Genomic DNA, 18,781 nt, shown 5'->3' with positions numbered 1-18,781 from the left:
TGCAAACCCGTTCAACTCATCTACAGGAAAACGCTCATGTTCAAGCCTATGGCCCTGGCCGCTGCTGTGCTCGCGACTTTCAGCCTGAATGCCTTCGCGGCAAAAACCGAGTTGACGGTGTACACCGCCCTCGAAGCCGAGCAACTGAAGTCCTACAAGGACGCCTTTGAAAAGGCCAACCCGGACGTCGAGATCAAATGGGTGCGCGATTCCACCGGGATCATCACCGCCAAACTGCTCGCCGAAAAAGCGCGGCCGCAGGCTGACGCGGTGTGGGGCCTGGCCGCGTCGAGCCTGGCGATTCTCGACCAGCAAGGCATGCTGCAAAGTTATGCACCGAAGGATCTCGGCAAGATCGGCGCGAATTACCGCGACGCCGCCAACCCGCCAGCCTGGGTCGGCATGGACGTGTGGGCTGCGACCATTTGCTTCAACACCGTTGAGGCTGAGAAGCAGGGTCTGAGCAAACCGATCAGTTGGCAGGACCTGACCAAGCCTGAGTACAAGGGCAAGATCGTCATGCCCAACCCGGCGTCGTCCGGCACCGGTTTCCTCGACGTCAGCGCCTGGCTGCAAACCTTCGGCGAGAAGCAGGGCTGGGCGTATATGGACGGCCTGCACCAGAACATCGGTCAGTACGTCCACTCCGGTTCCAAGCCTTGCAAGCTGGCGGCGGCGGGGGAGTTTCCGATCGGGATTTCCTTTGAATACCCGGCCGTACAGCTGAAACGCCAGGGCGCGCCGCTGGACATCATCCTGCCGAAGGAAGGTCTGGGCTGGGAGATTGAAGCGACAGCGGTGATCAAAGGCACACCGCATGAAGAAGCGGCGAAGAAACTCGCTGACTTCTCCGCCAGCGCCGAGGCGATGGATCTGTACAAAGAGAACTTCGCCGTGCTCGCGCAGCCGGGGATCGCCAAGCCGCAGACCGAATTGCCAGCCGACTATGAGCAGCGTCTGATCAAGAACGACTTTGCCTGGGCCTCGAAGAATCGCGACGAGATCCTGACTGAATGGCGCAAGCGGTATGACGGCAAGTCCGAAAAAGTTGTCGCCAAGTAAGATCTTTATCGACTGACAAGGCCCCTTCGCGAGCAGGCTCGCTCCCACAGTTGCAATGCTGTCCCCTGTGGGAGCGAGCCTGCTCGCGAAAGCGGTTTCTCATTCAGAGCACCTGTACATGACACAACCCAAAGACCTGCTCATCATCGGCGCCGGCATCCTCGGTCTGTCCCACGCCTATGCCGCCGCCAAACGCGGCCTGAAAGTCGCGGTATTCGAACGCACCGCCACGCCCCTTGGCGCTTCGGTGCGCAACTTCGGCCAGGCGCTGGTCACCGGTCAGCCACCCGGTACCATGCTCGACCTGGCCAAGGCCAGCCGCGAGATCTGGGGCGACTGGGCGCAACTTGCCGGTGTGCAGATCAAGCGCAACGGTTCGTACCTGTTCGCCCGCAGCGAGGCCGAAGAACACCTGCTCGAAGCCTTCTGCGCCGACCGCGCGGTCGAGCATGGCTACAACGTCGAGCTGCTGCGCGGCGCGGCGTTGCGTGATCTCTATGGCGGCCAGTTCAGCCATCACCGCGCCGCGTTGCACGGTATCGATGATCAGCAGTTGTACTCGCGCGAAGCGATTCCGGCGCTGATCGATTATTTGCGCCGCGACCTGGGTGTCGAGTTTCACTTTTCCACGCTGGTGCGCGACGTCGAGCCGGGGCGACTGCGCAGCACTGCCGGTGAGTTCTGCGCCAAGCAGATCATCGTCTGCTCCGGCCACGACTATCAGACCTTACTGGCCGAGCCGATTGCTGCGCTCAATCCGCAGATCTGTCGTCTGCAAATGCTGCGGGCCAAACCGCAGGTCGATCTCAATCTGCAACACGCCGTGCTCACCGGCCTGAGCTGCGTGCACTACGGCGCTTTCGCCGATTTGCCGGAGGCCGCAGCGGTGCAGGCGCAGATCCTCCGTGAACAACCGCACCTGCACGCCAACGGCATTCACCTGCTGATCAGCCCGACGCCGTATGGCGAACTGATCATCGGCGATTCGCATCATTACGGCAGCGATGCTTCACCGTTCAACGCCGAGCAGGTCGACAACTGGATGCTCGAACTCGCCGAGCAGACGCTGGGCTGCCGGGTGCAAGTGGTCGAACGCTGGCAGGGCGTCTATGGTTCTCGGGGGCCGGGGCCGTTTTCATTCCTGCGCCCGGCACCGGGCCTGAGCGTGGCGCTGATGCACACCGGCGTCGGCATGAGCGTCGGCCCGGCGCTCGCCGAACGCAACGTCGCGCAGCTACTGGAGCAGGCATGAATCAAGAACAGGTGATCGCCCGGGTGTTCGGTCTGTACGAACGCTTCGGCGCCAGCGATTACATCGGCGAACCGGTGTCGCAGCTCGAGCACATGTCCCAGGCCGCAGCACTGGCCATGGCTGAAGGCTGTGACGATGAAGTGGTGCTGGCGGCGTTTTTCCATGACATCGGCCATTTATGTGCCGAGGGCGCGGAAAACATGGGCGGTTATGGCGTAGTCAGCCATGAACGGCTCGGTGCGGATTATCTGCGTGAGGCAGGTTTCAGCGAGCGGCTGGCGCGGCTGGTGGAATATCACGTGCAGGCCAAGCGCTATCTGACGTTGCGCGAGCCGGGGTATTACGCGCGGTTGAGTGAGGCGAGTCGCAGGACGCTTGAATATCAGGGCGGGGTAATGAGCGCGGCTGAGGCGGATGCGTTCGAGGCCGATCCGTTGTGTGCGCTGAGTTTGCGCATGCGGCGCTGGGATGAGCTGGCGAAGGAAAGGGCGGTGCCGGTGGTGGATTTGGCTGGATTGAAAGCGAAAGCGGCGCGACTGCTGGCTGTTTAGGACTGCGCACCGAGGTGCTGCATTCGCGAGCAGGCTCGCTCCCACAGGGATCCGCATTCCAAGGTGGGCGCGAGCCTGCTCGCGAATGGGTCAGGCGCTACAAATCTTCAGCCAACGCTTCAACCTGCTCCTGCCTTTCCGCCTGATTCAACTTCGCCTGCGGATTGAGCGACGACCACTGCGGATGCGCCCGCGCCTTGTTCAGCGCTTCTGGCAACTTGCCCTCGCGCCAGATTTTATCCACAGGCGTGGCCACCTGAATGCTGTCCATCGCCGCATGCCCGCGCTGATCCAGCGCTAGTAACAACTGGCGCTGGCGCAACGCCAACAGGCGCAGCACGGCGTCATCCACCGTCAATTCCCGCTGGCCTTTGATCTTGCCGAGCAGGCGACTGCCATAACTGCGCGCCGTTTGCAGTGCGCCCCCGGCGATCGCGCCGGCCAGTGCCGCTGCGCCGAGGGTAATCCCGCCGACCAGCAAATCCACCCCAGCCCCGGCCGCTGCACCGGCGGCAATGCCTCCGCCGACGCGCACGCCGAGTTGTTTCAAGGTTTCCGGGTTGAACAGGTCATCGCCCCAGCGCCCGTCGAGCAACGGTAAATCACTGGCCGCCGCATCCTGCGGGCGAAACGCGTAGAGCTTGAGCAACGCCTCAACGCACTTCTGCTCACGCTGGCGCACGGCTTTGCGCAGCTCGCTGATCGCCTGTTGTTCCTGCTCGGCTTCGCTGACCACACTGCGCCGGCACGCAGCGCAGTCGATCAGCAATTCGGCAATCAGGCGCGCCGCGCTTTGCTGGCGGGCGAGGCGCTGCGCCTGCTGGTCGGCGATCAAGCGCTCCAGTTGCGGCCGGGCGTTTTCCAATAGCAGGGCGAGGCTCTCGTACAAGCGCCGCTCGCCATCCTCGGGCGGCGCGACGCTGTCGAAACGTACCAACGCATGCAACCCCAACCGCGCCAGCGCCTCGCGCCAATCGGGTTCGCGATGGTTGGCGCTGCTGACGAAATTCAGCACTGGCAGCAGCGGTTTGCCGCAACTGGCGAGCACTTCCAGTTCGTCGCGGTACTTGGCCAGCACCGGTTCACGGGCGTCGATCACATACAGACCAGCGTCGGAAGCGAGCAATTGCCGCAGCACCTTGGCTTCCTGCTCGAAACGCTGGCGCGCCTCGCTGCCGTCGAGAAACCGCGCAAGTCGTGCCGGGCCGTCGAGGCGTTCGCCGGGGCGTTCCAGACGTTCGAGAAAATCCAGCAGGGCGATCGCATCTTCCAGCCCCGGCGTGTCGTACAGATCGAGCAACGGCTCGCCGTCCACCGACAACCGCGCGCCTTCGACATGCCGGGTGGTGCTCGGCCGATGCGAGACTTCACCGAAGCCGACATCGCGGGTCAGCGTGCGCAGCAGCGAGGTCTTGCCGACGTTGGTGTGGCCGACCACCGCGAGTTTCAGCGGGGCCTTGCGTGCATCAGTCATGTCCGCTCTCCAGCCAGTTCATCGGCGCGCAATCGGCGAATGGCAGTTCCAGCTGTTGCAGCGCCGCGTGCCAGTCACCCAGACGTTGCCCGTCCAGCGCTTCGCCAGGCGGCGCTTGCAGCAGCCAGATGCGAGTGGCGCCGGCATTGCGTGCCAGCTCGGCGATCAGTGCAAGGCTGCCGCGATCCGGCGAACGTCGCGGATCGCAGGCGATGGCCAGCCGCGCCGGCGGGAAGCGACTGAGTTGTTCGAGCAGTTTGTGCCGCGATTCGCGACTGTCGAGGATGCCGGCGTTGCTGACGTTTTTCGGTAGCGCGGGTGGCCATGGGCGCTGTTCGTCCAACTCGATCGCCACCAGCAGCGCGCCTTCACTGGCGAGCTCGCCGACGTTGCTTTCAACGCGATGCAGTTGCGCCGGCTCCGGGTCGTTGACGCCGAGGCGCTCGCTGGTTGGCATCAACCGTTCGCGCAGTTGCGCGTAACCGGGCAGATTCAGATCCAGGCGCAGCGCGGCTTTGCCACTGTTCCAGCGCCACAGGCACAACAGCGCGAGCAGCAGGCGCGGCAGCACGCCGTAGACCAGCAGCACGCCGACCAGCCAGGTCGCCCAGGCCTGTCGTGCGCTTTCAATATCCAGTGCGCCGTCGCCGCTGGCGCGGATCATTTCCTCGGTCGGCACGTTGAAGCCGAGCAGCGCCGGCAGATAGCCAAGGGCCTGGGTGACATGGATAAAGGTGTCGGCACCGAGGATCGTGGTTTCCCAGACAAAGCCGTAGCGCCGGGTGGCCATCAGCGTCAGCAGCAGAATCAGCGCGCTGAGCATTGCCAGCAGCCACAAGCCATTGACCAACGCGCCGAGTGCCCAGCGGTTGAGTTTTTTGCGTTGCAGCAGCAACAGCAGGGCCGGCGCCAGTTGCGCGGCTTTGGCGTCGCGGGCGAATTTTTCGCTGAGCCACAGCCACAAGCGCCCGAGGGTGGCGCCGTGTTCGCCAGCGAAAAACAAACCCAGCGCCCAGCTCAGCAGCAAAATCAAATTGATCCCGAGCAGACTGCCCAGCGCCCAGAACACATTCACCGGCGTCTGCCCAAGTGCGGCGAAAGCCAGACCGGCGCCGCTGAGCACGGCGAAAATCATCAACAGCACCAGCGCCAGGCGCGCGCCTTGCAGCCAATGCTTGAGCGCGGCGGTCAGCCCGTCGCGCTCGGCCAGCCATAGCGCCCGGCGCGCAATGCGGCTCGGCAAATCGCCGCCAGCGGCGCGGGCCAGACGATTGGCTTCCAGATCATCCAGCGGCCCCGCGTGTTCTTCGCGCAGGCGGATGGTTTCGGTGAGCCAGAGGTTTTGCAGTGGAGTCAGTTCAGTCACGCGGCGTCCCGTCGCTAAATCGAGCGCTGAGCATAACCGCTGTGGCGCTTATCGGGGTAAGCGCGGCTCTGGTATCCTCGCCGGCATGACTAAATCACTGCCCCTCAGCCTGATCGCAGCCCTCGGTGAAAACCGCGTGATCGGCGTCGACAACAGCATGCCCTGGCACCTGCCGGGGGACTTCAAATACTTCAAGGCGACCACGCTCGGCAAGCCGATCATCATGGGTCGCAAGACCTGGGATTCGCTCGGCCGGCCGCTGCCGGGGCGCTTGAACATCGTGGTCAGCCGCCAGCCCGATCTGCAGCTCGAAGGTGCCGAGGTGTATCCGTCGCTGCAAGCCGCCGTGGCGCGCGCCGAGGAATGGGCGAAAGCCCAGGGCGTTGACGAACTGATGCTGATTGGTGGCGCGCAGTTGTATGCGCAGGGACTGGCGCAGGCCGACCGGCTGTACCTGACCCGCGTGGCGCTGAGCCCCAAAGGGGACGCGTGGTTTCCGGAGTTTGATTTGAACGACTGGAAGCTGGTGTCGGATGTGCCGAATCCGGCAGAGGGTGACAAACCCGCGTACAGCTTCGAAGTCTGGGAAAAAGCCTAAAAGATCGCAGCCTTCGGCAGCTCCTACAGGGTGTCGCATTTCCCCTCTAGGAGCTGGCGCAGCCTGCGATCTTTTGATCTTGCTTTACATCACGCCTGAGCCAACTCGGCATGCTCATCCGCATCCAGCAATGCTTTATCAGTCTGCTGCATGACCTGACTGGTAATCGCCCCTGCGGTAATCGAGCCACTCACGTTCAACGCAGTGCGGCCCATATCGATCAACGGCTCGACCGAAATCAGCAACGCCACCAGCGACACCGGCAAGCCCATCGCCGGCAGCACGATCAGGGCGGCGAACGTCGCGCCGCCACCGACCCCGGCGACACCGGCCGAGCTCAACGTGACAATCGCCACCAGCGTCGCGATCCACAGCGGATCGAGCGGGTTGATGCCGACCGTTGGCGCCACCATTACCGCCAACATTGCCGGATAGAGACCGGCGCAACCGTTCTGGCCAATGGTCGCACCGAACGAGGCTGCGAAACTGGCGACCGACGACGGAATACCCAGGCGACGGGTCTGCGCTTCGATACTCAGCGGAATGGTCGCTGCGCTGGAGCGGCTGGTGAAAGCAAACGTCAGCACTGGCCAGATCTTGCGGAAGAAACGCAGCGGGTTGATCCCGGCGGCCGACACCAGCACGCCGTGTACGACGAACATCAGGCCCAGGCCGATATACGACACCACGACGAAACTGCCGAGCTTGATGATGTCCTGCAGGTTGGAACCGGCGACCACTTTGGTCATCAGTGCCAACACGCCGTACGGGGTCAGCTTCATCACCAGACGCACCAGACGCATCACCCAGGCTTGCAGGGTGTCGATGGCGTTGATCACTTTCTGGCCTTTTTCCACGTCATCCTTGAGCAACTGCAACGCAGCAACCCCAAGGAACGCGGCGAAAATCACTACGCTGATGATCGACGTCGGCTTGGCCCGGGCCAGGTCGGCGAACGGGTTCTGCGGGATGAACGACAGCAGCAGTTGCGGCACATTGAGGTCGGCGACTTTGCCGGCGTAGTCGTTCTGAATGGTTTGCAGGCGCGCCATTTCCTGAGTGCCGGCGACCAGACCTTCAGCGCTGAGGCCGAACAGGTTGGTCAGGCCGATGCCGATCAGCGCCGCGATGGCGGTGGTGAACAGCAGCGTGCCGATGGTCAGGAAACTGATCTTGCCCAGCGACGAGGCGTTGTGCAGGCGGGCCACGGCGCTGAGGATCGAAGCGAAGACCAGCGGGATCACGATCATTTGCAGCAGCTGCACGTAACCGTTGCCGACCAGATCAAACCAGCCGATCGAGGCTTTCAGCACCGGGTTGCCGGCACCGTAGATCGTGTGCAGCGCGACGCCGAACGCCACGCCGAGGGCCAGTGCGAGCAGAACTTTTTTCGCCAGGCTCCACGAGGTGTGGCGGGTTTGCGCCAGAGCGAAGAGCAGGGCGAGGAACACCAGCAAGTTGAGAATCAGCGGTAGATTCATGGGGACTCCAGTAAAGACTGTGCCAACAGCCGTCCGGGGCTGCTGCGAACCGGCAAGCCTAACAGCTTGATTTGCAATGATTTAATACCAAAATGGCTGGGTATCCGTCGTTTTTGGAATAAGCGCGTGTCGCTGTCGGCAATGCAACTGGCGCGCAGGGGACGCAGGCGGTCGCTGACAGGCGAGGGTTGTCACACTTATTTGTTAGCGTCGAACTCTTTGCATCGGGGAGTAGCGCTATGAGAATTGCACGCACGTTGTTGGCTGTGGCACTGGCGGCTGGCCTCGCCGGCCATGCATTGGCCACGGACCTCAAGCATTGGCCGGCGGATCAGGCCAAGGCGCTGGACGCGATGATCGCCGCCAACGCGAACAAGGGTAATTACGCGGTGTTCGACATGGACAACACCAGTTACCGCTACGACCTCGAAGAATCCTTGCTGCCGTTCATGGAAAACAAGGGCCTGATCACCCGTGACAAGCTCGATCCGTCGCTGAAGCTGATGCCGTTCAAGGACACCGCCGATCACAAGGAAAGCCTGTTCAGTTATTACTACCGCCTCTGCGAAGTCGACGACATGGTCTGCTACCCGTGGGTGGCGCAGGTGTTTTCCGGGTTCACCCTCAAGGAGCTCAAGGGCTACGTTGATGAGTTGATGGCTTCGGGCAAACCGGTGCCGGCGACGTATTACGAAGGCGATGTGGTGAAAAAGCTCGACGTCAATCCGCCGAAGATCTTCACTGGCCAGCAGGAGCTATATAACAAGCTGATGGAGAACGGGATCGAGGTTTACGTGATGACCGCAGCCTCCGAGGAGCTGGTGCGCATGGTCGCGGCGGATCCCAGGTACGGTTACAACGTCAAACCGCAGAACGTCATTGGCGTTTCATTGCTGCTCAAGGATCAGAAGACCGGCGAGTTGACCACTGCGCGCAAACAGATCACTGCTGGCAAATATGACGAGAAGGCCAACCTCGGCCTCGAACTGACGCCTTATCTCTGGACCCCGGCAACCTGGATGGCCGGCAAGCACGCGGCGATCCTGACCTATATCGATGAATGGAAAAAACCGGTACTGGTCGGTGGCGACACTCCAACCAGCGACGGTTACATGCTGTTCCACGATGTCGACGTGGCCAAGGGCGGCATTCACTTGTGGATCAACCGCAAGGACAAGTACATGACGCAAATCAACGGCATGATGGCCAAGCACGCGGCGGCGCAAGCCAAGGAAGGCTTGCCGGTGACGGCGGACAAGAACTGGGTGATCGTCAAGCCTGAAGATATTCAGTAAGACCTATTTCAGGCTCTACAGGGACACCTGCCAAACGGGCTTGCTTGCGAAGCAGTAGTCATCAGTAACGATATTGACTGACGACAAACCTCGGAAACGAGCCCGCATTCATCGGCATGCGGGAGTGGATACAACATCAGCTTTTTTCACGATCTCGGGGGGGAGGGTTTGGTGAGCGTGAATTTGCTTGAGCTGCTTTAAGTGACTCCTGTTTCCAAGTGGGCCACTGCTCTACCACACGGCGGGACTCATTGAGGTAATTGATGAAATCTTGCTTATTGCTGGTCATATTAGTTTTCCTCTATGTACCTTGATAGCAGAGCTGCAGCTATGGTTTCACGTTCCATGTATGAACAAGGCAACATCTGGGTCCGCAATTTAGCATCTGATTCTTTCCAGTCAATGATTTCACCTTGGTCGGTTTTCCGAATCACTGGATAGCCGCTACCGAGATTTGTTGAGAATAGATTAAAAAAGCTCCTTGGTCCAACCCCTATAAAAGGCTCAAAAATGACATTGTTACTTTCTTTGTCTAAAGATATTGAATCTGAGTGAAATTCTAACGCTTTGCTCTTCGGATAAGGTTCTACATAAATGACTCGTTGTATTCCAGCTGCCACGATATGCTTGGCGCAGTTGTGGCATGGAAATGTGGTGCAATATAAATGACTTCCAGCTGTGCTTATTCCAGATCTAGCACTAGACAGAAGAGCTTCCATTTCAGCGTGAACAACTCGGCCGTACTCCGTAATATCTTTTATTTTGCTATTTTTTATGAGTGGGCTTAGTTCTTCTCGATATTGTTCGGGGACGGCTTCTATTATTCCTTCTATAATTAATCTTTTCTGTATTGCGTTCGAGTCCTCTCCTTTCATGTAGTCTCGACCGTCGGCGACATCAACAATTTCTTGCGTTTTTTCGTCGATATCTGGCCAATACAACCCTCCATGTGCTTTAGGGACATCATTGGCGCCTGTTGAAATAATGCAACGGCTTTTTGTCAGCACAGCGCCAACTTGGCGAGAAAGATCTGCAGACCTTAATGATGCGGAAAATGCCATGAACATTGCATATTCGTCGAATGTCGGCGTGATGTACGGTTTCCCAAAGAGAAGATCTAAAATTCTCCAAATCTGTTTTTTTAAGGAGTCGGAATTGCCATTGTAATCGATGAAGAAGTCCGAAAGGTGATAAGTGTCGCGAGTGTGTTGTCCGTACTCTTCCCTTTCGTCTGCATCTCGTTCAATAAGCTTTGATGCTTGCTCTTTAGACATGGATTTATCTTTAGTCAAATATTCATGTCTGCGCGTATGGTCAGCATGGACACCGATCAAGAAAAAGCCATCTGAATATATCTTTCTTAACTTTTGTACTTCGGCAGGGCTTTTTAACGAGTTTACAATGAAAGCATTCCGCCGAAGCGGCTCCTGTTTTCCTCTCGATTTATTTATTTTGGCCGCAGCGCCTAAAGCTAGAATTGAATTATCTTGGCTTTCTTTTCTAAGTCTATTTCCTTCCTCCATATATGAACTGATTCTCTCAAATTCATGACTGCTTTTTGAGGGGTTTCCAATGTTTGCAATTATGTCAGTTGAGATTTTTATGATGCGCGTTTCGTATTTGAAGGTTTTTAGTCTGTCAGTTATTAGCTTTGAAACTTCAGGTAAGTCTGTGCCAATTGTACCGACAAGCCCAATGATTAGTTCTGAATCGGAGTAGGTGTCATCTATGAAGTAGGCGTTCTCTGATGTGTCCGCGGTTGATAGTTCTTGTAGGATCTCTTTGTTTTCTTCTGAGCGATCTGTTTTGTTGTTATTGCTTTGGTCTTCAGTGTTTAATAGTGGTTCTACTGATAGTTTTAGCTTGTGTGCTGAGTGAGCCTTTCCTTGGAAATGAATTCGCCCTGTAGAGGGATACCAATTTAAGCTTCCTTTGCTTTTAGTTTTAAATTGATGCTGGTTTTCATTTATTTCTCTCCATTCTCCTGCTGACGAGATTGGTTCTAATTTTTTCTTCAACTCGTCGATTGTTCCGTCAAAGCGCATGCTCAATCCTTAATGCGAGAATTATATAAAGTGGCAAGGATCGTCGCCGTGGCTCCGAATGCCAATTGCGATCAACATAGCGCTTCGAGGACTTGTTGGCTAGATACACGGTGAAGCTTTTTTATAGAATATCTTTATGGCGCCTGCAGGGGTGTTTCTTGTGATATGTGTTGGATTTTGTGCTCGGAAACAAAGTGTGAGCACGTAGGAAATTTACCTTTGTATTGTGAGGTCTCGATGCGCGCGCTGATGGGTTTGGTATTTCGAATTAAAACTTGCCATGAAGGCTTACGAAACCGACCTTACCTGATGGGTCGCGCGCCCGGTGTCATCATAAAATTCTAAATGGCTTCGAGAGCCCAAGATTACTTAGATGAGTCCGTATGGGAATGCTTTCCATGCATCGGGTAGGTATCTATTCCGTGCCAGACGGCGATAAACCGATTAACAAAAAATGCCCCGCACTTGGCGGGGCATTTTCTTTTTGACGCTTAAGGATTACAGCCCGTCGAGCATCGATTTGTTGCGCACCGCGCCCTTGTCGGCACTGGTCGCCAGCAAGGCGTAGGCCTTGAGCGCGGTGGTCACTTTGCGTGGGCGCACCTCGACCGGTTTCCAGCCTTTCTTGTCCTGCTCGGCGCGGCGTGCCGCCAGTTCTTCGTCGCTGACCAACAGGTTGATCGAGCGATTCGGAATGTCGATCAGCACCTTGTCGCCATCCTGCACCAGACCGATCGCGCCGCCGGCCGCAGCCTCTGGCGAAGCGTGACCGATCGACAGACCGGAAGTACCGCCGGAGAAACGGCCGTCGGTGAGCAGCGCACAGGCTTTGCCCAGACCTTTGGATTTCAGGTAGGAAGTCGGATAGAGCATTTCCTGCATGCCCGGGCCGCCTTTCGGACCTTCGTAGCGAATGATGACGATGTCGCCTTCCTTCACTTCGTCGGCGAGGATGCCGCGCACGGCGCTGTCCTGGCTTTCGAAAATCTTCGCGTTGCCTTCGAAGACGTGGATCGACTCGTCGACGCCAGCGGTTTTCACCACGCAACCGTCCTGCGCGATGTTGCCGTACAGCACGGCGAGGCCGCCTTCTTTCGAATAGGCGTGCTCGAAACTGCGGATGCAGCCGTTTTCACGGTCGTCGTCGAGGGTTTCCCAACGGGTCGACTGGCTGAACGCGGTCTGGGTCGGAATGCCCGCAGGACCTGCCTTGAAGAAGTGATGCACGGCTTCGTCGCTGGTCTGGGTAATGTCCCACTTGGCGATGGCTTCTTCCATGCTCCGGCTGTGCACGGTTGGCAGGTCGGTGTGCAGCAGGCCGCCACGGGCCAGCGAACCGAGGATGCTGAAAATGCCGCCGGCGCGGTGCACGTCTTCCATGTGGTACTTCTGGATGTTCGGCGCAACTTTGCACAGCTGCGGCACGCTGCGCGAGAGACGATCGATGTCGCGCAGGTCGAAATCGATCTCGGCTTCCTGGGCGGCTGCGAGCAAGTGCAGGATGGTGTTGGTCGAACCGCCCATGGCGATGTCGAGCATCATCGCGTTTTCGAACGCCTTGAAGTTGGCAATGTTGCGCGGCAGCACGGAGTCATCGTTCTCGCCGTAGTAACGTTTGCACAGCTCGACGATGGTGCGACCGGCCTGGAGGAACAGCTGTTCGCGGTCGCTGTGGGTGGCCAGGGTCGAACCGTTGCCCGGCAAGGCCAGACCCAGTGCTTCGGTCAGGCAGTTCATCGAGTTGGCGGTGAACATGCCGGAGCACGAACCGCAGGTCGGGCAGGCGCTACGCTCGTACTCGGCGACTTTCTCGTCAGAAGCGCTGGAGTCGGCGGCGATCACCATGGCGTCCACCAGATCGAGACCGTGGGAAGCGAGTTTGGTCTTGCCCGCTTCCATCGGGCCACCGGAAACGAAGATCACCGGGATGTTCAGGCGCAGTGCAGCCATCAGCATGCCCGGGGTGATCTTGTCGCAGTTGGAAATGCAGACGATGGCGTCGGCGCAGTGGGCGTTGACCATGTACTCGACGGAGTCGGCGATGATTTCGCGGCTCGGCAGCGAATACAGCATGCCGTCGTGGCCCATGGCGATGCCGTCATCGACGGCGATGGTGTTGAATTCCTTGGCCACGCCACCGGCGCGTTCGATCTCGCGGGCGACCAGTTGACCCAGGTCCTTCAGGTGTACATGCCCCGGGACGAACTGGGTGAACGAGTTGGCGATGGCAATGATCGGCTTCTTGAAGTCGTCATCTTTCATGCCGGTGGCGCGCCACAGTGCGCGGGCGCCGGCCATGTTGCGGCCGTGGGTGGATGTTTTCGAGCGATAATCTGGCATGGAGCACTCCGGGCGGCTAATCACGTACTAAAGGGGAGTGAGCTTCTGTTGACCTCTGAAACACCCGAAAAATGGCCGTGTGTCCGGAAGCTGCCGATGACGTTGCGGGATCGCCGCTGGTCTCAGCCTGAGCTCATAAACCCGCCGGGGATGAATGGCGATGAATGAGGCGATTCTACACCGCTGGCGTCGTGAGGGAATGGCGCAAAGCGTTGTTCCCGTGCCGAAGGAGCCAGCGCAATGACGACTGGCAGGGTCAATGGTCGCCTCCCGGCATTACCGGATTGCCGTGCAGCTTGCTGCTGCGCCGGCCGATCACGCTGTTGAGCAACAACGATATGCCACTCAGTACCACAAAACCGCAGCCAAGCGTCGCTTGCAGATTGGCCGGGCCGAGGCTGATCAGGGCGCTGACCAGCCCGCCACAGATAAAGATGATGATGCTGCCGGCGGATGCCGATGCGCCGGCATTTTCGGCAAACACGCTCATGGCACGGGAGGTGGCCGGGGGCCGCGCAATGGTGGTGCCGACGGTGCAGATCAGCATCGGAACCAGCACCGCCGCGGTTGACAGCTCATGGTTGGTGGCCAGATAGAGCATCACCAGACCCGAGATCAGAATCATACTCAGGCCGGTGAAAATCTGCTGTTGCGTATTGATAAGCCGGGTCAGCGCGCTGGCGAGCAGGCCGCCGAAGACATAAGCGGCGCCATAGATCAGCAGAATCAAAGCGAAATCGTAAGGCGCCATTTGCAATTGCTCCATGAAGATCAACGGCGAAGTGACGATGAAGGAAAAGTGGCAGGCGAAAGCGAACGCGGAAATCAGCCAGTAGCCGACAAACGGGAAATTGCTCAGGACCCGTCTGTAGGACTGAATGAAACCCAGGTGTGGACCGTTCTGAACAGGCCGGCTGTTGTCGAGCAGTCGCCAGGTTTTGATCAGAACCACGGCTGCAAGGGCGATGAATACCCAGAAGCTGCCGCGCCAGCCGAGGGTGGCTTGCAGAAACGTACCCGCCAGCGGCGATAGCGAAATGAAGATGCCCGTTGCGGTGACCATCAGAATCCGCAGCCGGTCACGCTCCTGGCCTTCAAACAGATCCTGTACCAGTGCCTGAGACAGCATGAAACTACCGCACCCCATCGCCTGCATCACCCGGAAAACGAGGAACAGCGTGTAGTCATTGCTCAGCACGCAGCCAAGGGCGCCGAGCAGCGACGCGCTCGTGCCGGCCAGCAGCAAACCCTTGCGTCCAATCACGTCCGAGAGCGGGCCGATCAGTAGCTGCGCGAAGGCAATACCGACGGCGAACAGACTGATCGACAGGGCGATGTCGCTCGGCGATCGACCAAAGTGTGCCGCCAGCGCCGGGAACGAGGGCAGCACAACATCCAGCGGGAACACGCCGAGCAGGATCATTGCCAGTAACAGGCTGACTGCTCCGCGCTGTTGTCGGCGGCTGACTGTACGGCTGCGTTTATTCATCGATCAATCCTGCTCTGGCGAAAAGTGTCTGGTTATGGGGCAGCGCAAAAAAACCAGCCTTGTGCAGGGCCTCCAGCGTGGGTTTGCAGCCGGCACGAGCGCGAGCACGGCTGGACTGCACAGTTGCCATCGCACCGACAATCTCTTTCATGTCACTCTCGGCAATGCCGGCCGAGCGCAGGCTTTGTTGCAGCCAGCTCTCGTCGACCTCGAAGAAGATGGGGATGATCTCCACAAGAGTCCTGGCGGCGAACAGGCGCTGGCGACTGTTCATCGCAATCCATAAGTAGTGGAAGGCCTCTGCGAAGTAACGGCTGTGCCGGGCTTCGTCGGCGAGATGGTCACGCAGCATGTCGTTCACACTTGAAACCATGGTGTTGCGGCAAACCTCGAGCAACTCCCGGGCGATGATGGTTTCCGAGACAAATCCAAGTAGAAACCAGGCCAGTGCGCGGTTCTTCTCCGGCGTGCGCGCGATCAGAGCATTCATGCGTGTGATCCGCTTCGGAATGACCGGTCGCCGGGTAATGCTGTAGAACGCGGCGATCTGCTCGGCTATCTGGTTGGAGAACAGCGCGTGGTAGCCCTCGTCGGTGTACAGCTGCAATGCAGCGTGTTTCATCGGCAGCGGTATATAGATGGGCAGTTCGCGGTGGACGATGACCTCCACTGCGCGGTTGACGATGCGGTGCTCGAGCAGGGTGGTGTAATCGAGGAAATACACCAGATGATTGGCAGTGAGGCGGTGCAAGGTATCGCGACCCTTGGCCTGGATGGCCGGATGCGCCAGATAAGGCAGAAAGGCCGGGGGAAACCAATAGCGGTTCTGCAGCTGCTGCTCGACATCGCCCGGTAAACGATAGTCATGGGTACTGCTGCGCACCGATGCGCGGCTTTGCCAGTCGGGAAGGGTGAATTTGAGCGACCACGACACCGGTGCCTCGCCCTCATCCAGCGCTGTGGAAATCATGACGGTACCCCGCGAAGCAGGTCACGCATTTCCTGACACATGGCGTGGCCATCGCTTTCGCCGCAACCGACAAAGAACAACGGTTGCTCAGCGCTGCCTTCGAGCCCGAGCAGGGTTTCGACCTGGGCGTCGGCAAACGCGCCGGTCAGCCAGGTATTGAGCCCCAGCGTTGTCGCGACGAGCTGGAAGGTTTGCGAGAGATGGCCTGCCTCGATGAACGCCATGCGATAGGCGCGCGAGTGTTCGTACTTCCACCAGAGTCGATCAAATCTGGCGGTGATGAATACGCCCAGCGGCAGATTGTTGATGAAGTGCTGGCCGCCGAGCAGCTGACCCAGGGCTGGTTCGGGCAAAGCGTTGACCCGGCTCAGGGCGTGTTCGCAAGGATGGTAGGCGTAGACGCCCGGTTCCAGCCCGACAATGTTCTGCACCAGAAGAAAGCCTTCACAAGCGTTAAGACCACCGCCGGAGGGGCTGCTTCGGCGGGTATCGAGGCCAGGCGCGACCAGATCGTCGTGCGCATTTTCGCGCGCTGGAAGATAGCCGAGCGTGAAATACAGCAGCGTTGCAACCTCGGCCAGTGTCACCGCCGCACCGGTGTAGGAGCGGCAGGTTTTCCGCGTCCGCAATGCCTGAGTCAGGCTGTCATCGTTCATGGCATCGGGTGCTGGCAGGATGATGAGCGCTTCAGCTGACTGCGGTGTTCTGAGGGTTATGGGGGCGGGTGTTGCCAACACTTCGCTGCAATGCGCCAGATAGTGTCTGGACCATTCATGAATGTTCTGCGGAGTGTGCTCGCAAGGGATGTTTTGTGTGCCGATGTGATAAATCTTCGACAGTTCATCCCAGCCCCAATTCGGGCTGTCGATTTTAGAAACGCTTAGAATATCTGCGTCCCTGAGTTGTATGTCTATTATGTTTTGCGGATCAAACAAAACTGGATTGTTTATAAGTTGTGCGAGGCGAATGGAATAGTCGAGATCAAGCTCGTATTGAGTGTGCGTTTTATAGTTCCAGACAACTTGTCCAGGCGGGCGCGGCAATATAAAAAGAAAAGGATTGATATACATTGTTTTAAATCACTCAGGGAAAGTCTTGAGGACGCCGGAGTGCCGGCACTCTCCGGCGTCCAGACTTGCTTAGCGGGCTTTGGCTGCAATCAGGAAGGCGAGGTTGGCGAGTTTATTTGTTTCCAGATAAATGGTTTTCATGATGTGAACTCCTTGTTCATCAGTAGTTGAAGTCGCCTCATGGCGACAACTTCATAATAGTTTGTAATCGAATATTGGCAAGGGGATATTAAGTAGGAATATTCCAGTAATTCTGTCGGAGTGATCGAGTACTGGATATCTGCGTTGTAGGTTAATTTCCCGCAACTAACAGCTGTGGCGAAACGTCCTGCAAGGGAACTGGAAAGTAACTGTAGGAAGACGCCTAAACACTCATGTTGAGTGTGAAGAAAGGAGGGGGCGGGAGGTGGAAAAAAAACGGGGAGCTCGGCGGCTCCCCGTGTTCAACCGCAATCAGCTGTTGGGCAGCAGACGGCAGGTGATGCTTTTGATGTAGCGGGTTTCGGCGATGGCCGGATGCACCGGATGATCCGGGCCCTGACCGCCACGCTCGAGCATCTGGATGTTGCGGTCCAAATGGCGGGCGCTGGTCAGCAGGATATTCTGCAGGTCGTCTTCCGGCAGGTGCATGGAGCACGAAGCACTGACCAGAATGCCGTCCTTGGTCAGCAGGCGCATGGCTTGCTCGTTCAGACGGCGGTAAGCACCTTCGCCGTTCTTCATGTCTTTCTTGCGCTTGATGAAGGCTGGCGGATCAGCAACGATCACGTCGAAGCGCTCTTCGCTAGCCTTCAGCTCCTTCAATGCTTCGAAGACGTCGCCTTCGATGCAGGTCATCTTGTCAGCGAAGCCGTTCAACGCAGCGTTGCGCTCGACACCGTCGAGGGCGAATGCCGAGGCGTCGACGCAGAACACTTCGCTGGCGCCGAACGCAGCGGCCTGCACGCCCCAGCCACCGATGTAGCTATAGAGATCCAGGACTCGTTTGCCTTTGGCATAAGGTGCCAGGCGCGCACGGTTCATGCGGTGATCGTAAAACCAGCCGGTTTTCTGCCCTTGAATGACCGGCGCTTCGAACTTGACGCCGTTCTCTTCCAGCGCGACCCATTCCGGCACCAGACCGAACACGGTTTCGACGTAACGGTTGAGGCCTTCGGCGTCGCGGGCGGCGGAGTCGTTCTTGAACAGGATGCCGCTTGGCTTGAGCACCTGGGTCAACGCGGCGATCACGTCGTCTTTATGCGCTTCCATGGTCGCCGAGGCGATCTGCACCACAAGGATGTCGCCGAAACGATCGACCACCAGACCCGGCAGCAGGTCGGAGTCGCCGTAGACCAGACGATAGAACGGCTTGTCGAACAGACGCTCGCGCAACGACAGCGCGACATTCAGGCGATGCACCAGCAGCGACTTGTCGAGGGCCAGTTTGATGTCGCGCGACAGCAGGCGCGCGCAGATCAGGTTGTTCGGGCTCATGGCGACGATGCCCAACGGCTTGCCGCCAGCGGCTTCGAGCACCGCCTGATCGCCGGCCTTGAAGCCGTGCAGAGGCGTGGCGGCCACGTCGATTTCGTTGCTGTAGACCCACAAGTGGCCGTTGCGCAGGCGACGGTCGGCGTTGGCTTTGAGGCGCAGGCTAGGCAGGGACATGACGTCGCTCCGGAAAAAAGAGCGGGAGTATAGCGTGTTGACGCGTGCTCCGGTCTGGCGCGCGATGAATAGCGGATGGCCCCTTCGCGAGCAGGCTCGCTCCCACACTTGTAATGCATTCACCTGTGGGAGCGAGCC

Annotated in this window: 14 protein-coding genes; 5 read left to right on the top strand and 9 right to left on the bottom strand. The window is 58.6% G+C overall.

Features of this window, described 5'->3' with window-relative positions; genetic code table 11:
- Positions 1–36: 36 nt before the first annotated feature.
- The 3 genes from AB4N53_RS18210 to AB4N53_RS18200 all read left to right on the top strand — a co-directional run bounded on the left by AB4N53_RS18210 (position 37) and on the right by AB4N53_RS18200 (position 2,865).
- Positions 37–1,062, top strand: a complete 1,026-nt coding sequence (locus tag AB4N53_RS18210) for a putative 2-aminoethylphosphonate ABC transporter substrate-binding protein (RefSeq protein ID WP_460122133.1) — start codon at positions 37–39, stop codon at positions 1,060–1,062.
- A 118-nt stretch (positions 1,063–1,180) separates the two neighbouring features.
- Positions 1,181–2,314, top strand: a complete 1,134-nt coding sequence (locus AB4N53_RS18205) for a TIGR03364 family FAD-dependent oxidoreductase (RefSeq protein ID WP_460122131.1) — start codon at positions 1,181–1,183, stop codon at positions 2,312–2,314.
- On the top strand, positions 2,311–2,865 hold the full coding sequence (locus tag AB4N53_RS18200) for a phosphonate degradation HD-domain oxygenase (protein WP_460122129.1): 555 nt from the start codon (positions 2,311–2,313) through the stop codon (positions 2,863–2,865). The genes AB4N53_RS18205 and AB4N53_RS18200 overlap by 4 nt, the downstream gene beginning before the upstream one ends.
- 97 nt (positions 2,866–2,962) lie before the next feature.
- On the opposite strand, the gene AB4N53_RS18195 is transcribed toward AB4N53_RS18200, so the two are convergent.
- Together AB4N53_RS18195 and AB4N53_RS18190 are read right to left on the bottom strand one after the other, a co-directional pair.
- The gene (locus AB4N53_RS18195) at positions 2,963–4,339 is read right to left on the bottom strand and encodes a GTPase/DUF3482 domain-containing protein (RefSeq protein WP_460122127.1); all 1,377 of its coding nucleotides are present in this window, start codon (positions 4,337–4,339) and stop codon (positions 2,963–2,965) included.
- Complete coding sequence (locus AB4N53_RS18190) at positions 4,332–5,705, bottom strand: DUF2868 domain-containing protein (protein ID WP_460122125.1); 1,374 nt, start codon at positions 5,703–5,705, stop codon at positions 4,332–4,334. Before AB4N53_RS18190 ends, AB4N53_RS18195 begins: the two co-directional genes overlap by 8 nt.
- Positions 5,706–5,790: 85 nt before the next feature.
- Between AB4N53_RS18190 and AB4N53_RS18185 the strand changes: the two genes are divergently transcribed.
- On the top strand, positions 5,791–6,303 hold the full coding sequence (locus AB4N53_RS18185; RefSeq protein ID WP_460122123.1) for a dihydrofolate reductase: 513 nt from the start codon (positions 5,791–5,793) through the stop codon (positions 6,301–6,303).
- Positions 6,304–6,392: 89 nt separating this feature from the next.
- Here the strand turns inward: AB4N53_RS18185 and AB4N53_RS18180 are convergent, their stop codons facing one another.
- A complete protein-coding gene (locus AB4N53_RS18180) occupies positions 6,393–7,784 on the bottom strand; it encodes an L-cystine transporter (RefSeq protein ID WP_460122121.1) in 1,392 nt (463 codons plus the stop codon).
- Positions 7,785–8,023: 239 nt separating this feature from the next.
- Between AB4N53_RS18180 and AB4N53_RS18175 the strand changes: the two genes are divergently transcribed.
- Entirely contained in the window at positions 8,024–9,079 is a 1,056-nt protein-coding gene (locus tag AB4N53_RS18175) for an HAD family hydrolase (protein WP_460122119.1), read from the top strand.
- Between the two features lie 290 nt (positions 9,080–9,369).
- Here the strand turns inward: AB4N53_RS18175 and AB4N53_RS18170 are convergent, their stop codons facing one another.
- From AB4N53_RS18170 to AB4N53_RS18145, 6 genes are all read right to left on the bottom strand, one after another.
- Positions 9,370–11,124, bottom strand: coding sequence for an anti-phage dCTP deaminase (locus AB4N53_RS18170; protein WP_460122117.1), 1,755 nt, complete (start codon positions 11,122–11,124; stop codon positions 9,370–9,372).
- 498 nt (positions 11,125–11,622) lie between these two features.
- Complete coding sequence (gene ilvD / locus AB4N53_RS18165) at positions 11,623–13,464, bottom strand: dihydroxy-acid dehydratase (protein ID WP_460122115.1); 1,842 nt, start codon at positions 13,462–13,464, stop codon at positions 11,623–11,625.
- 256 nt (positions 13,465–13,720) lie between these two features.
- Positions 13,721–14,953, bottom strand: coding sequence for an MFS transporter (locus AB4N53_RS18160; RefSeq protein ID WP_460122113.1), 1,233 nt, complete (start codon positions 14,951–14,953; stop codon positions 13,721–13,723).
- Complete coding sequence (locus AB4N53_RS18155) at positions 14,946–15,923, bottom strand: diiron oxygenase (protein WP_460122111.1); 978 nt, start codon at positions 15,921–15,923, stop codon at positions 14,946–14,948. Before AB4N53_RS18155 ends, AB4N53_RS18160 begins: the two co-directional genes overlap by 8 nt.
- Complete coding sequence (locus tag AB4N53_RS18150) at positions 15,920–16,993, bottom strand: SagB family peptide dehydrogenase (protein ID WP_460122109.1); 1,074 nt, start codon at positions 16,991–16,993, stop codon at positions 15,920–15,922. Before AB4N53_RS18150 ends, AB4N53_RS18155 begins: the two co-directional genes overlap by 4 nt.
- 453 nt (positions 16,994–17,446) lie before the next feature.
- Complete coding sequence (locus AB4N53_RS18145) at positions 17,447–18,643, bottom strand: class I SAM-dependent rRNA methyltransferase (RefSeq protein ID WP_016772700.1); 1,197 nt, start codon at positions 18,641–18,643, stop codon at positions 17,447–17,449.
- Between the last annotated feature and the right edge of the window lie 138 nt (positions 18,644–18,781).

It is taken from the genome of Pseudomonas sp. H3_E04, from assembly GCF_054668915.1.
Note: the sequence above shows the minus strand (reverse complement) of the source record. Positions and strands in the feature narration are given on the sequence as shown.